The sequence below is a fragment of the Streptomyces longisporus genome (genome assembly GCF_039532765.1).
Lineage (GTDB): Bacteria > Actinomycetota > Actinomycetes > Streptomycetales > Streptomycetaceae > Streptomyces > Streptomyces longisporus.
Map to the genome: position 1 here is coordinate 623,089 of NZ_BAAASG010000002.1, position 14,574 is coordinate 637,662.

Annotated in this window: 11 protein-coding genes; 9 read left to right on the plus strand and 2 right to left on the minus strand. The window is 72.1% G+C overall.

Going from position 1 to position 14,574, the window contains the following annotated elements; genetic code table 11:
• Positions 1-53: 53 nt before the first annotated feature.
• Both ABD355_RS04445 and ABD355_RS04450 read left to right on the plus strand, forming a co-directional pair.
• Positions 54-2,984 carry a helix-turn-helix transcriptional regulator gene (locus ABD355_RS04445; protein WP_344398702.1) on the plus strand — a complete coding sequence of 977 codons (2,931 nt, stop codon included), beginning with the start codon at positions 54-56 and terminating at the stop codon, positions 2,982-2,984.
• 140 nt (positions 2,985-3,124) lie between these two features.
• Positions 3,125-4,753 carry a S53 family peptidase gene (locus ABD355_RS04450; protein ID WP_344398703.1) on the plus strand — a complete coding sequence of 543 codons (1,629 nt, stop codon included), beginning with the start codon at positions 3,125-3,127 and terminating at the stop codon, positions 4,751-4,753.
• Positions 4,754-4,861: 108 nt separating this feature from the next.
• On the opposite strand, the gene ABD355_RS04455 is transcribed toward ABD355_RS04450, so the two are convergent.
• Positions 4,862-5,791, minus strand: a complete 930-nt coding sequence (locus tag ABD355_RS04455; protein WP_344398704.1) for an LLM class flavin-dependent oxidoreductase — start codon at positions 5,789-5,791, stop codon at positions 4,862-4,864.
• On the minus strand, positions 5,788-6,843 hold the full coding sequence (locus tag ABD355_RS04460; protein ID WP_344398705.1) for a helix-turn-helix transcriptional regulator: 1,056 nt from the start codon (positions 6,841-6,843) through the stop codon (positions 5,788-5,790). The genes ABD355_RS04455 and ABD355_RS04460 overlap by 4 nt, the downstream gene beginning before the upstream one ends.
• Before the next feature lie 229 nt (positions 6,844-7,072).
• Here ABD355_RS04460 and ABD355_RS04465 point away from each other — a divergent pair, with 229 nt between their 5' ends.
• The 7 genes from ABD355_RS04465 to ABD355_RS04495 all read left to right on the plus strand — a co-directional run bounded on the left by ABD355_RS04465 (position 7,073) and on the right by ABD355_RS04495 (position 14,566).
• Positions 7,073-7,543, plus strand: coding sequence for a twin-arginine translocation signal domain-containing protein (locus ABD355_RS04465; RefSeq protein WP_344398706.1), 471 nt, complete (start codon positions 7,073-7,075; stop codon positions 7,541-7,543).
• 201 nt (positions 7,544-7,744) lie between these two features.
• Positions 7,745-8,539: an ABC transporter permease gene (locus tag ABD355_RS04470; protein ID WP_344398707.1), complete on the plus strand. Its 795-nt coding sequence runs from the start codon at positions 7,745-7,747 to the stop codon at positions 8,537-8,539.
• A 49-nt stretch (positions 8,540-8,588) separates the two neighbouring features.
• Entirely contained in the window at positions 8,589-10,286 is a 1,698-nt protein-coding gene (locus ABD355_RS04475; protein ID WP_344398708.1) for an amidohydrolase, read from the plus strand.
• A gap of 48 nt (positions 10,287-10,334) precedes the next feature.
• The gene (locus ABD355_RS04480) at positions 10,335-10,907 is read left to right on the plus strand and encodes a MarR family winged helix-turn-helix transcriptional regulator (RefSeq protein WP_344398709.1); all 573 of its coding nucleotides are present in this window, start codon (positions 10,335-10,337) and stop codon (positions 10,905-10,907) included.
• 104 nt (positions 10,908-11,011) lie between these two features.
• Positions 11,012-11,722, plus strand: a complete 711-nt coding sequence (locus tag ABD355_RS04485; RefSeq protein ID WP_344398710.1) for a type 1 glutamine amidotransferase — start codon at positions 11,012-11,014, stop codon at positions 11,720-11,722.
• 158 nt (positions 11,723-11,880) lie between these two features.
• Entirely contained in the window at positions 11,881-13,257 is a 1,377-nt protein-coding gene (locus ABD355_RS04490; protein ID WP_344398711.1) for a Tat pathway signal sequence domain protein, read from the plus strand.
• 136 nt (positions 13,258-13,393) lie between these two features.
• Positions 13,394-14,566 (plus strand): acyl-CoA dehydrogenase family protein, encoded by a 1,173-nt coding sequence (locus tag ABD355_RS04495; protein ID WP_344398712.1) that lies wholly within the window; start codon positions 13,394-13,396, stop codon positions 14,564-14,566.
• Positions 14,567-14,574: the final 8 nt, after the last annotated feature.

Genomic DNA, 14,574 nt, shown 5'->3' on the forward strand with positions numbered 1-14,574 from the left:
CGGACGTCATTGACAAGCCGGATCAACCAAGGTTGTCATGTCCACATGCTGCGATGCTCTGGGACCTGCTGCCCTCGCCGCGGGTACCGTCATTGAGCGGGCGCCGCGCGCTGCTCGACACCGCCCTGGCCGAGTTGACGGCCCGCCCCGGAGTACTCCTCCACGGCCCCGCGGGCATCGGCAGGACCACTCTCCTGACTGCCCTGGCGGCGTCCCTGGCCGCACAGGACAAGGCAGGCACGGTGTTGTACTGCTCGCCCGCCCAGGAGGACGCCCGGCTGCCCTTCGTCGGCCTGATCGACCTGTTCGCGCGAGTTCCGGAGCACTGCCTGGAGGCCCTGGCGCCCCAGCCGCGGGCGGCGCTGCGGGCGGTCCTGCTGCGCGGCCCGGAGCCGGCCGACGACCAGGTCCGTCTCGCGGTGCGCGTCGCCGTCGTCGACGTGTTGCGCACCCTCGCCGCCACCGGCCCCGTGCTCCTGGTCGTCGACGACCTCCAGTGGCTCGACGAGCCGAGCACCGAGGTGCTCGCCTTCGCGGTACGGCGCCTCGAAGGCCTCGCTGTCCGGGTGGTGGCCGCCGAGCGGGTGCCCGACGGCGTGCAGCCCGAACGGCTGCGCTGCTGCCCGCCGGGCACCGTCGAGCTGCCGGTGCCGCCCATGACGGACGCCGAGGTGGCCCACCTCGTGAGCGCCGTGATCGGTGCCGATCTGCCGTCGGCGGTACTGCGGGCGGTCCAGGACACCGCTGCCGGAAACCCGTCGTACGCACTGGAGTTGGGGCGGGCGGCCCCGCGGAATGCGGTGTCCGTCGGCTTCGGGCGGGCGCTGCCCGTGCCCCGGAGGCTGCGCGCTCTGCTGCTGGACCAGGTGCGTACGCTGCCGGAGGCCGTTCGGCACACCCTCCTCGTCGCGTCCACCGCCGCCCGCCCCAGCCTCACCGTGCTGCGTGCCGCCGGGCTCGGCGACCCGGCCGCGGACCTCGCGGAGGCCGAACGGCTCGGTGTGGCGGCGGTCGACGCCGACGGAACCGTACGTTTCAGCCATCCGCTGTTCCGGGCCGCCGTCTGCGCCGACGCCCCGGAACACAGCCGCCGGCAGGCGCATGCCCTGCTGGCCCGTGCGGTCACCGAGCCCGTGGAGCAGGCCCGCCACCTCGCCCTCGCGCACCCGTACGAGGACGAGGACACCGCGCGCACGCTGATGTCCGCGGCCGAGTCGGCGCGCCGCGACGGCGCACCCGATGCCGCCTTCGAACTGGCCGGGCTCGCCGCCCTGCGCACTCCCGGCGACCGCCCCGCGGACCGGACCGACCGGCTGCTGGCCGCGGCCGACTACGCATGTGACGCGGGGCAGTTGGAGGAGGCGGGGCAGGCTGCCGAGACCGTGCTCGCCGGGTCGGGCTCGGCACGGCAGCGGGTGCAGGCCCGGCTGATCCTGCTGCGCAACGCCGGGCAGGCGCTGGGCGGCGCCCGCGACCTGATCGAGGAAGGCCTGCGGGACGCCGACGGCGACCCCGAGGCCGAGGGATGGCTGCACCACTGGGCTGCCGTTCGCGGCCTGCTGTGCGGGGAGTTGGCTGAGGCGGCCCGGCATGCCCGGCGCGCCGCACGGCAGGCGGCCCGGGCAGACGACACCGACACCCGCATCGGCGCCCTCGCCACCCTCGCCCGGGTGGAGTCCCTGGCCGGGGAACCGGCCGCCGCCAGTGCCGCACTGGAGGAGGCCCTCACTCTGGTCGGCGGCGCCGAAGCCGGCCCGGAGAGCTGGGGGCTCATCCGGATGCGGGCCATCCTCGCCCTGGACTCGGACCGGGTCACCGAGGCCGGACAGCAGGTCTCCGAACTCCTCGCGGACATCGGCGATTTCGCGGGGGTCGAGGAGGTCATGGCGACCTTGGTGGCGCTCACCCGTATCCAGGTGCGCGCCGGGCACTGCCGGGAAGCACTGCGCACCGCGGGCCGCTGCTCGCGCGCCCTCGCCGCGACGGGCGTACAGGCGGCTCCCGCGCTGTATGCGGCGGCGCTCGCGGCGACCGCGGGCGGCACCGCCGACGAGGCCCGGCAGCTGGCCGAACAGGCGGTCAGGGCCTCGGAGGCGGACGGCGACCGGCTGTTCCTGCTGCGCGCGCTTGCGGTGCTCGGACAGGCCGGGCTGCTCGCCGGCGACCCGCGGGGCGCGGCGGCCGCGGCCGAGGCGCTGCACCGGGTCAGGGAACTGGGCGAGGCGATGGGTGCCGCCGATCCGCCGTTGCTGCACTGGTACGGCGACCTGGCCGAAGCCCTGGTGATCCTGGGCGAGACGGACACCGCAGGGGCGGTGCTCCGCGAGGCCCGCACCCGGGTGTCCGGCGATGCGCCCGGCAGCGTACTGGCGGCTCTGGAACGGGCGGAGGGGCTGCGGGAGGCGGGGCTCGGCCGCGCGAAGGAGGGGTCGCTGCGGCTGCGTGCCGCGGCGGACCGCTTGCGCCAACTCCCCCTGCCCATGGAGCTGGTGCGCACTCTGATCGCGCTCGGCGCGGTCGAGCGCCGCGCGCGCCGCAGGACCGCGGCACGAGCAGCACTCGGCGAGGCGCTGGAGACCGCGAGACGCATCGGCGCCGCTCCGCTGGCGGCGCGGGCCGGGGACGAGCTGGCACGGCTGGATGCCGGGGACCGCGGCGGCGAGGCGGGCGCGGCCGGACCCGAACTCACCCCGACGGAGGCCAGGATCGCCGAACTGGTCGGCGGCGGGGCCACCAACCGCGAGGTCGCCGCGGAGCTGTTCATCAGCGTCAAGACGGTGGAAGGCGCCCTGTCGCGGGTCTACCGCAAGGTCGGCGTCCGCTCGCGTACCGCCCTCGCCCATGCGATGGCGGTCGCCGTCATCGCATCCGGGGCGACGGCCGTGAACTCCGACGACGACCAAGTCACGCCTGCCGTACAGGCAGTGACGTCGAGTCAGCCCGGACGGATCCGGGCGGCCCGTGCGCTGGACAGCCGCCGCTGACGTGACATCCGGCGTTCACGTGACATCAGTTGTTAACACGTGAAGCAAGGGTTCCCCCGCTTATGCGGGTGGGGCGGATGTTCCTACGTTGAAGCCGTTCCGACTTCCGGGACACCACCCCCCACCTCCGGAGGACCTCAGTGAAGTCACGCCTGAAACTGCTCGGCCTGGTCACCGTGCCGGCGCTGCTCGCCGCCGCCGTACCCTCCGCCTACGCCGCCGGCACCGCCCAACCGCACGCGACGCGCGCGGCCGTCACCGGAGATGTCCTCAAGGGACTGAACAAGAACGCGACCCGCACCGGCAGCGTCGCCGCCGGCAAGCGGATATCCGTGGCCATCAGCCTGACCCCCAGAAACGCCAAGGCGCTCGACACCTTCGTCGCCAAGGTCAGCGATCCGCGGTCCAGTTCCTACGGCCACTACCTGACGAAGGGCCAGTTCGCGGCGCGCTTCGGCCGCACCGCCGCCGAGGTTCAGCAGCTCAAGGACTATCTGCGCGCGCAGGGCCTCACCGTCGGCAAGGTCCACTCGGGCAATCTGCTGGTCGACGCCGACGGCACCGCCGCCCAGCTGGAGAAGGCCTTCGGCACCACGCTGTCGACCTGGAAGGACACGGCCTCGGGGCGCTCGTTCTACGCCAACGACACCGCGCCCACGCTGCCGGCCTCCCTGGCCTCCCTCGTCAGTGACGTGGCCGGCCTCAACAACCGCCTCACCCTGCACCACCAGGCGCCCTCCACCCTCACCCCGCACAACGGCCCGGGCGGCGGCTACACCCCGGCGCAGCTCAAGGGCGGCTACAACGTCTCCGGCACGTACACCGGCAGCGGCCAGAAGATCGCGCTGCTGGAGTTCGACGGTTTCCAGCAGTCCAACATCACCAAGTACGACACCAACTACAGCCTGGGCTCGCCCAACCCGACCGTGCAGAAGGTCGACGGCGGCTCCGGCGCTCTCGGCGACGGCCAGGTCGAGGTCGAGCTGGACATCGAGGTCCTGCACGCGATCGCCCCCAAGGCGAACGTCACCGTCTTCGAGGGCCCCAACTCCGACGCCGGCGAGGTCGACACCTACCAGGCCATCGTCGACAGCGGCATCCCCACCACCTCGATCAGCTGGGGCGCCGCCGAGAGCGCCCGCACCACCTCGGGCATCAACGCGGTCGACGCCGTCTTCAAGGCGGGTGCCGCCCAGGGCCTCGGTTTCTACGCGGCCTCCGGTGACAGCGGCTCCGACGACGCGGGCGACGGCGGCACCTCCGTCGACTACCCGGCCAGCGACCCGTATGTCACCGGTGTCGGCGGCACCAAGCTGACCGTCACCTCGTCCAACACCTTCAGCAAGGAGGTCGCCTGGTCCGGCGGTGGCGGCGGCAAGTCCTCCGTCTTCAAGATTCCCAGCTGGCAGACCGCGGTGCAGAAGAGCGCCGGCGGCGGCTTCCGCCAAGTCCCGGACGTCTCGGCGCACGCCAACCCCAGCCCGGGTGTCTCGATCTACTCGCAGGGCTCCTGGTCGTCGGTCGGCGGCACCAGTGCCGCGGCTCCCGAGTGGGCGGCGTTCGCGGCCCTGTACAACCAGCAGGCCGCGGCGGCCGGCAAGGCCAACCTCGGCTTCGCCAACCCCGCCCTCTACTCGGCGAACGGCACCGGCTTCCACGACATCACCAGCGGCAGCAACGGCGCCTACTCCGCAGCCACCGGCTGGGACTTCACCACCGGATGGGGCTCGTACAACGCCGCGACCCTGGCGAGCAAGCTGCTCGGCTGACCCCGGGCTGCTGACGGCGGATCGACGAAGCGCGGGCCGGGACAACCCCCGGCCCGCGCTGCGGCATGAACCAAGGGTCGCCCGGTCAGGCCACCTTGAGGGCGAAAGTCAGGAAACCCGACGCATCACGTCACGGCAGAACGCTCCGACCCCGTCCGGGTCGTCGATGAACTGGTTCGGCTTGATGCAGAAGGTCGTGAAGCCCTGCTCCAGCTGCTCGGGGATCGACGCGAGGGCCGCGCCGAGGTCCGCCGGCGAGTGGTCGTCGGGGAACACGGCCTGGGTACCGCCGATCATCTCCACCTCGTTGACGTCCCGGCCGGCGGCGGCCATCGCGTCCTTGAGCAGTTGCAGGTCCTGCGGTGCGGGCCGGCCCAGCGGGTGGAATCCGTGACCGTACCGGACGAGTCGGCGCAGGACGGGTCCGTGCAGGCGTTGGCCGCCGAACCACAGCCGCGGCCCCTCGGGACGGTACGCCTTGGGCTCGAAGAAGACGTTCCGGAAGGGGTAGTGCTCGCTCTCGTGCGAGATCGGGGACGGCCCCCAGGCCTTGGCCCAGACCTCAAGATGCTCGTCCAGCAGCCGCCCCCGTATGCCGAAGGGCACCCCCAGCGCGTCGTACTCGTCCTTGCTCCAGCTGACCGTGGGCTGCACCAGCAGCCGGCCCTCGCTGATCAGGTCGAGGGTGCCCAACTCCCGGGCCATGAGCAGCGGATGACGCAACGGAGCCAGTACGGCCGCGGCGGCCAGCCGCAGGCGTTCGGTGACGGAGGCGATGGCGGCGAGCAGCAGCAGCGAGTTCGGCCAGGGGCTGTACGGGTCCTGGTTGCCCGGGAGGGCGTAGTCGCGGGGGTTGCCCATGATGCCGTCGGCGCCGGCGTCCGGTCCGAGCACGATGTGTTCGCTGACCATGACCGCGTCGAAGCCGGCGTCCTCGGCCTCGCGGGCCCACCGTACGGCCGTGGGCAGATCGGCGCGGCCGCCGGTCAGGGTCCAGTTCTCGCTGAGGACGAGGAGCATGCGGGGCGTGCGGGTCATCGTCGGTCTTCTCCCTCTTCCCGGGCGGCGGGCGCCCGTTCCACGAAGTACTCGAGGTCGTCGGGGGTGGGCCGCAGCACGCCGTCGCGTACGGCGAGCGCCGTGGCCTCGGCGCGCGAGGCGCAGCCGGTCTTGCGCAGCAGGTGCTCGATATGGCTGTGGACCGTGCGCGGCGAGAGGAACAGGGCCTGTGCGATGGCCTGGTTGGTCTGGCCGCGGGCGGCCCGGGTGAGGACCTCCAGCTCGCGCGTGCTGAGGCCGTACGGCAGGTGGACGCGCTCCTCGTGCACCAGGACCGCGTTGCGGGCGGCGCCCGGCCCCACTGTGCACCGGTGCAGCACGACCCGGCACCAGCCGGATCCGAGCGGCCACAGCATCCGCAGCCGCAGCCCGCCCGACAGCACGAACACCTCGACGAGCCGGGCGAAGTCCGGGTCCTGCAACGATTCGGCGGGCGCCCGGCCCGGCAGGTCGATCACCCCGTCGGCGGTGACGAGGTTCGCGCCCGCACCCGACGGCAGGCCGGCGAGGCCGTCGGCGTGAGCCGTCGGGTCGGTGAGGACGCCCAGTGCCGGGAGGATCGAGGCGAGCAGGTGCCGCGCCTCGGTGTCGTAGGCATCGGCCCCTTCGGTGGACAGATGGATGAGGCCGACGAGCCGCCCCTGGTGGCGCAGCGCCCCGGTCAGCCCGTCACGGAATCCGGCCGGCCGGACCCGCTCGGCGTAGAACCAGCCGTGCCGGAAGCGCGGTCCTGGACGATCGTCGGCGTCCTCGGAGATGGAGCGGGGCAGCTCCTGCCGTACGACATTGCGGTACCAGGGAGTGGAGACGAACTCGGCGGCCAAGGCCTGCGAGGTCTCGGCGGTGTAGCCGACGCCGGCGATCTGCACATACTCCCCGGACAGGGGGTCGATGCCGAGCAGGGTCACGGCGTCGAACGGGAGGGCCCGGCCGAGCTCCTGCAGAGCCTGGTCGCATGCGGTGGCCGTGTCACGTTCACGGGTGAGCATGCCGATGCGGGTCGCGGCGGCGATCTGCTGGTGGGTGAGCATGCGCGCCTCCCGAGGGCTCCGGAGATTGTTTGGGCCCTAACGGTAGGCGCGGCGGCCGCCCAGGACAAGCCGTTCGCGGTTGGGCGTGACCGGTTTCCCGCAGGTGGGCGGGGAGCGCTCGGAGAGTCGGTATTTGTACGGATGGCGGGGCGAACAGGCCCGGGGCTTTTCTGTTCGGCACCACCGGACGCCCGCCGTGACGGGCCCGTTTCCCTGGGAGCGCACCGCCATGACCAGATTCCCGCAGACCGCCTCCTCGCCCTCACGCCGGCAGTTCCTCGCCTGGTCCGGCGGTCTCACGGCGGCCGGCGCTCTGGCCGCGGCGGGCTGTTCGGCGCCCGGCGACGGAGCCGGCGCGGCGAAGGCGGCGGGCGTAGCCGCCGGCTCGTCATCGGACCCGAAAGCCCTCACCAGGATCGGCCTGGACTACCCCTTCACCCAACTCCCGCTCTACTCCACGCTGGTGAAGCTCTCCACCACCGCCGCGAAGATGCAGCACCTCTCCCTGCTGACCACGAGCGACGCGGGCAACGCCGACACCCAGGCCACCAATCTCGGTGCCCAATCCGCCCTCTTGTCGGCCGTACACGAGGCGGCCGTGTCCAGCCCGGTCGGCTCCGACCGGGACGAACCCGCCTCGGCCGGACCTGCCCGATGCGAACCCATCCCAACCCCCACGTCCCCGAAAGGAACGGCATGACCACCGCAACCACCTCCCCCGCCGACCGCCTGGTCCCGGGGCCGCGTGCCCTCGTCGGCAGCGGGATCGGCCTCGTGCGGCGGCATCCGTTGCTCGGTGTTCTCGGGTTGATGGTGCTGGTTATCCAGTTGACGACCGGGAGTTTCCTCGACGGGGGGGAATCTGCGCGGGATCGCCACGGACGCGGCCACGCTCACCATCGTGGCGGTGCCTCTGGCGCTGCTGGTGATCAGCGATTACCTCGATCTGTCGGTGGGATCCACGCTCGCCCTGGGCGGGCTGGTGGCCGGGTGGCTCGCCGGGCAGCAGCACCAGTCGCCGGTCGTGGCGGTGCTCGGCGCTCTGGTGGTGGGCGGGGCGGTGGGCGCCGTGAACGGCATCCTGTGCTGCTGTCTGGGCCTGTCCGCGTTCATCGTGACGCTGGGCATGCTGACCGCGGTGCGCGGGCTGGCGCAGCAACTGTTTCCGCTGCCGCTGAGCGGTTTCGGATCGGGGTTCGCCTGGCTCGGCGGGTCGCGTGTCGCGGGCGTCGACGCCCCCGTCGTCATCGCCGTGCTCGTGCTGGTGGCGGGCGCGCTGTTCCTGGCGCTCACGCCCGCCGGGCGGCATGTCTTTGCGATCGGTGTGAACCGGGAGGCGGCTTACCTCTCCGGCATCGGCGTCCGCCGTACGCCCTTCGCGCTGTTCGTGGTCACGGGCGTCGCGGCCGCGCTGGCCGGGGCGATCAAGGCGTCGGTGCTGGACAGTGTCGTCGCCGGGACCTCAGGTGCCGGCTTCGAACTGACCGTGCTCACCGCGGTGTTGCTCGGCGGAGTCGCGCTGACCGGCGGTTCGGGCTCGGTCTTCGGGGTGTTGCTCGGCGTGCTTTTCCTCGGCTGCCTGCAGAACGGTCTCACCCTGCTGAACGTGCCCACCTTCTGGCAGCAGATGGCCCAGGGCGCCGCCCTCGTCGCCGGCGCGGCCCTCGCCCGCCTCGGCCCGCGACCGGCGCGGTGACCGGTACCCCGTCCCTCGTACCCTCCTACACATCGCTGAGAGGCAGCACGTGAGCGACAGCACCCCCACCCTCGTCCTGACCGGCGGCCAGGTCCTGACCGTCGACGACGGCTTCACGGTGGCCGAAGGCGTGGCCGTGCGCGGCCGGACCGTCGTCGCCGTCGGCGGCGACGCCGAGATGCGTGCCCTGGCCGGGCCCGGCACGCGGGTCGTCGAACTGGGCGGGCGGACCGTCCTGCCCGGCATCAACGACTCCCATCTGCACGGGGCGGCGTACGGCATGACGAAGCCGCCGTTCGCCCTCGCCGTCGGCCACCCGGCGGTGGGCTCGATCGCCGACATCGCGGCCGCCGTGGGCCGGGCGGTGCAGGGCGCCCGGCCCGGGGAGTGGGTCATCGGCCTCGGCTGGGACCCCGGCTACCTCGCGGAGTGCCTCGCCGACCCGCGTCGCTTCCCGCACCGCCGGGACCTGGACACGGTCGCGCCCGACAATCCGGTCTGTCTGACCGACTTCTCCTCACACATGGCCTGGGTCAACAGCGCGGCGCTGCGCCAGTGCGGCATCACCGCGTCGAGCGTGCCGCCGGCCGGCGGCGTTGTCGACCTCGGCCCGGACGGCGAGCCCACCGGCATCCTGCGCGAGGCGGCCCAGGGGCTCGTCCAGGTCGCCCTCCCCTCCCCCACCGTCGAGCAGCGCCGCCACGCCATCCGGAACGTGATCGCCGAACTCCACTCCCGCGGCATCACCAGCTACACCGAACCCGGCCTCGGCCCGGGCGGCGCCACCACCCTCTTCGGCGGGCTGAGCACCGACAACTGGACCGCCTACGCCGACCTCGCCGCCGCCGGTGAGCTGCACGCCCGGGTCAGCGTCCTGCTGCTGCCCGCGCCGATGGGCGGCTCCGCCGACGACGTACGCAAGGGCCTGGCCGAGTTGCGGCGCCCGGAGTCGGCCGACCCGCGCCTGCTGCGTGCCATCGGCGTGAAGATCTTCGCCGACGGGGTGCCTCCGAACCGTACGGCCTGGATGAAGGAGCCCTACGCCGGCGGCGGCCACGGCGCGCTGTGCGTGCACGGCGAGACTCCCGCGCTCCAGGTCGACGAACTGCGCGAGATGATCCGCACCGCGCACGAGGCGGGCTTCCAGCTCGGTGTGCATGTCACCGGTGACCGCGCCATCGACACGGTCGTGGACGCCTTCGTCGCCGCCAACGAGGCCGCGCCCCGGCCCGACGCCCGGCACTACGTCATTCACGGCGACTTCATCGGCGCCGGCAGCCTGGCCAAGCTCGCCGCGCACGGCTACGGAATCAACATGAACCCCGCCATCAAGTGGACGATCTCCGACCTGATGGACGAGGTCGTCGGGCCCGAGCGGTCCGCCTACCAGTGGCCCGTACGGTCCGCCGTCGAAGCCGGGATCGCGGTCTGCGCCAGTTCGGACGCACCGATCACCGAGCCGGACTGGCGGCAGGGAGTGGCCGCGATGATGCTGCGGGAGTCGAAGGCGAGCGGCCGGCCCAGCGGCCCCGACCAGTGTGTGGGCCTCGCCGAGGCCCTGCGGGCGTACACGGTCAACGCGGCCCGGCAGGACTTCGCGGAGAAGCGGAAGGGGACGGTCGAGGCCGGCAAGGTCGCGGACCTGTGCGTCCTGGACCGCCCGCTGCTCGGCCTGGATCCCCATGCGATCACGGACACGGAGGTGGACCTGACGGTGTTCGACGGGCACATCGTCCACGAACGCTGACCCGTACAATTTGAGTCCGAACGGTCAATGAAGTGCGAGGGAGCGCCCGTGCCCGGCCAGCGATCCATCACCGAAGCCGAGAAGCTCGCCGCGGCGAAACTCGGCGGCATCCCGATACGACGGGACCAGATGGCCGCCGTGGCCAACATCTACCGGGCCGCCTCCGCCGTGCGCCAGCACGTGGAGAACTCGGTGCTGCGCGGCTCCGACCTGACCTGGACGGCGTTCGTCGTGCTGTGGGTCGTATGGGTGTGGGGCGAGTCGGAGACCCGGCACGTGGCCGAGGAAGCGGGCATCTCCAAGGGGACCCTGACCGGGGTGTCGCGCACCCTGGAGTCGCGCGGACTGGTCAAGCGGGCCGGCCACCCCACGGACGGCCGGCTGGTGCTGCTCAGCCTCACCGACGAGGGCGAGCAGCTGATGCAGCGGCTGTTCCCTGCCTTCAACGAGGAAGAGGCCTTCGTCACCGGCCAGTTGACGGACGAGGAGTGCCGGACCCTGGCGGAGGGCCTGCGGCGCGTGGTGATGCAGGTGGAGCAGAACGGCGAGGAGCGCCGCCAGTCCCTTCTCAACGGCGCCGAGCCGGCACCCCGACGGAGTGGCCGCCGGGCGAAGGGCTGAGTTTCGGCCACCGTGATCCCTGTCGGGTGCGGCAAACACCCACTATCATTTGAACTCAAACAACATACTCGAAGAGGCCCGCCAAGAACCAAGGAGTCGCCACCGTGCGCGCACTCGTCGTCCAGCACGACCACACGACGGAACCGGGGCTGGTCGGTGCCCGCCTCGTGGAACGTGGTTACGACCTCGAGGTCGTGACGGTCGTGCCCGAGCACCGTCACCTCACCCCGGACGTCGCCTTCGGCTTCCCCGACCCCGCCGACTGGGATCTCGTCGTCTCGCTCGGCGCGCCCTGGTCGGTGTACGACGAGACGGCCATAGGAAGCTGGATCGGCGGGGAGCTCGCGCTGCTGCGCAAGGCCCACCATCTCGACATACCGGTGCTCGGCGTCTGCTTCGGCGCCCAGGCACTGACCACCGCCCTCGGCGGCTCGGTCGAGCCGTCGCCGCGTCCCGAGATCGGCTGGACCGAGATCGACACGGACGACCCCTCGCTCGTGGGCCCGGGCCCCTGGATGCAGTGGCACTACGACCGGTGCGTACTGCCGCCGGGCGCCGAGGAGTTGGCGCGGAACGAGGTGGGCGTGCAGGCGTTCCGGGTCGGGCGGAGCCTCGGGGTGCAGTTCCATCCGGAGATCACCCTGTGGATGCTGTGCGGATGGCTGGCGAACGGCGGTGAACAGCAGGCGCTGCGGCACGGCGTCGACCCCGGCCAACTCCTCGCCCGTAGCAGTGACTTGGAACCGGCCGCCCGGGCGAACGCCCGCAACCTGGTCGACGGGTTCCTCGACCAGGTTGCGGGCGCGACAGACTGACACGGGCCACCGGTCACCCTCCGGCACCCAGACGCTTCTTCCCCGCGCATCACCTTGACCACCACCGCCCGCACCAGCAGAATGTGGCCCCTTGAGAGCGCTCTCAAAGAGCTGAACTCTCGGACCCAGCAGCGTCAGTGACCCCGAGGAGAGCAGCCATGGCCGAGATCGCCCGCCGGACGATCATCGGGGCGGGGAGCGCCGCTGCCGCCCTGGCCGTGTTCGGCAGTGGCACGGCTCGCGCGGCCGGCGGCTCAACTCCCGGCGTCGAGGCGGGAGATGCCCGGACGCGTGGCTACGCCTTTCTCGATGCGGCCATGGACGGCTACCCGGACCACGGCGGCATCCGCCTGGCCCAGAGCTACAGCGATCAGGCCGGGCTCTTCAGTACGGCGTTCACATACGACAACGCCCTCGCGATCCTGGCCCATCTCGCCGGCTCCGGCCCCGGGTCGCGCGCCAGAGCCGTCGCCCTCGGGGACGCGCTGCTCTACGCGCAGACCCACGACCCGCAGCACACGGACGGCAGGCTCCGCCAGGCGTACAACGTCGGGCCGTACGTGTTCTACGACGGTTCACCGCAACCGGACGGCTTCGTGCGCGCGGACGGCACCGTGAACGTCGGCACGCAGTTCGGCTTCACGGGTACGGCGGTCGGGGACATGGCCTGGGCGGGCATCGCGCTGGCCGCGCTGGCCGCCCGCACGGGGGCGGCGCGGTTCCTGGCGGGTGCCGTGCGGATCGGTGAGTGGGTGGAGACCCACGGCCGCACCGACGAGCCCCTCGGCGGCTACAAGTTCGGAGTCGACGGCAGCGATCAGAAGCTCCCGTTCACCTCGACCGAGCACAACATCGACCTGACCTGCCTCTTCGCCCGTCTCGCCCGGCTGACCGGGGACGGCGTCTGGCTGGAGCGGCGGGCCCGCGCGCGGGCGTTCCTCGACAAGATGTGGAACGAGTCCGGCGGTTTCTTCTACACCGGCACCAACGACGGCGTCACCGTCAACACCTCCCCGGTGCCCGAGGACACCCAGACCTGGAGCTGTCTGTCCCTCCACGACCGCCGTCGTGCCCGGTCGGTGGACTGGGCGGCAGTCCACCTCGCGGTACTGGACACCGCCGACCGGCCCAACAGCACGGTCCCCGCCGGGCAGTCGTACGAAGGGGTCACCTTCAGTTCGGCGTCCCTCGTCGCGGATGAGAGCTCGCCCATCGCAGCCTCCCAGCCCAAGCCCGACCGCAACGGCGTGTGGTTCGAGGGCACCGCCCACCTCGCCCTGGCCCTGCGGGACCGCTGCACGAGCGGTGACGAACGGCGTGCCGCGCGCCTCATCGCCTCCATCGAGCGGGCCCAGGACCAGCTCGGGACGGGCCAGACGGTGGGGAGCAGAGCGCTGCCCGAACGGTCGGGCGTGGTCTCGGCCAGCAGTCCTCTGGACACCGGTTTCGGCTTCGGCTACTACCCCTACCGACACGTCGGCGCCACGGCCTGGTATCTGCTCGCGGCGGCCCGCGCCAATCCGCTGCGGGGATGATCCGCCCCTCGCAACGGTCGGCCTCAACCGTCGGCAGGGACACTCCCGGCCACGCCAACTCCGGCCGTTGCGGGCGCCGTTGACACGGCGCACGATCCGGGTCACGGTGAGGGCCCGTCGTGCCCGGAGGTCGTCCATGGCTTCGTCGTCCGCACCACGTTCCGACGCCGGCATCGTCGAACGCGCACGCGCGATCGCACCGCTGATCCGCGAGCAGGCCCTCCGTACCGAGCAGGAGAGGAGTGTGCCGGGCGAGGTCGTCGCGGCGCTGACGGAGGCCGGGATCCACCGGATGAACGTGCCCTGGCGGTACGGCGGTTACCAGACCCGGTTGCGCACCCAGGTCGACGCCCTGGCCGAGATCGCCGCCGCGTGCGGCTCGACCGGCTTCACGGCCCTGATCCAGGCCGGCTGCGCGTTCATCGCGGCGCTCTTCCCCGACGAGGCGCAGGACGAGATCTTCACCAGTCCTGATGTACGGGTCGGCGGCACCCTCGTCCCGGACGCCACCGCGGTCGCCACGGCCGACGGCTATGTCGTCAACGGCACCTCGCGCTTCGCGACTGGCTGCCGGCACGCCGACTGGCATCTGCTGACGGTGCGCGTGGAGTCCGGTGAGGGGCCGCCCGAGATGCTGTGGACCGCCGTACCCATGGCCGAGTTGGAGATCCTGGACGACTGGTATGTCTCCGGGCTGGCGGGCAGTGGCAGCAACAGCGTGGTCGCCCGTGACGTGTTCGTGCCCGCCCACCGGGCGATGCCCCTCGGGCCCCTCCTCAACGGCGAGTTCCCCTCCAAGTCGAACGCCGACGACCCCTTCTACCGGATGCCCGTCCTGCTGATGTTCTGCGCCTGGACGGCCCCGAACGCGCTCGGCCTGGCGCGGGCTGCGCTGGAGGAGTTCACCGGCCGGATCCATCGGCGGGGCATCACCTATACGTTCCACCAGCGGCAGAACGAGGCGACGGTCACCCATCTCCAGGCGGCCGAGGCGGCGCTGAAGATCTCCTGCGCCGAGCTGCTGACCAGCGACTTCGTCGCCCGTATCGAGGCCGGCGAACCGTACGGTCATCAGGAGCGCGCCAGGATCCGCGGGCAGAGCGGCTATGTCGCACGCCTGTGCAAGGAGGCCGTCGACCTGATCGCCTCCGCCTCCGGGGCGTCCTCGCTGCACCGGGAGGTGCCCATTCAGCGGGTGGTGCGCGATGTGCAGGCCCTGAATCTGCATTCGTTCGTCAATCCCGCCACCAATCTGGAGATCTACGGCCGGGTCCTGTCGGGACTCGATGCGGGCACGCCGTTCCTGTGAGGCGCAGG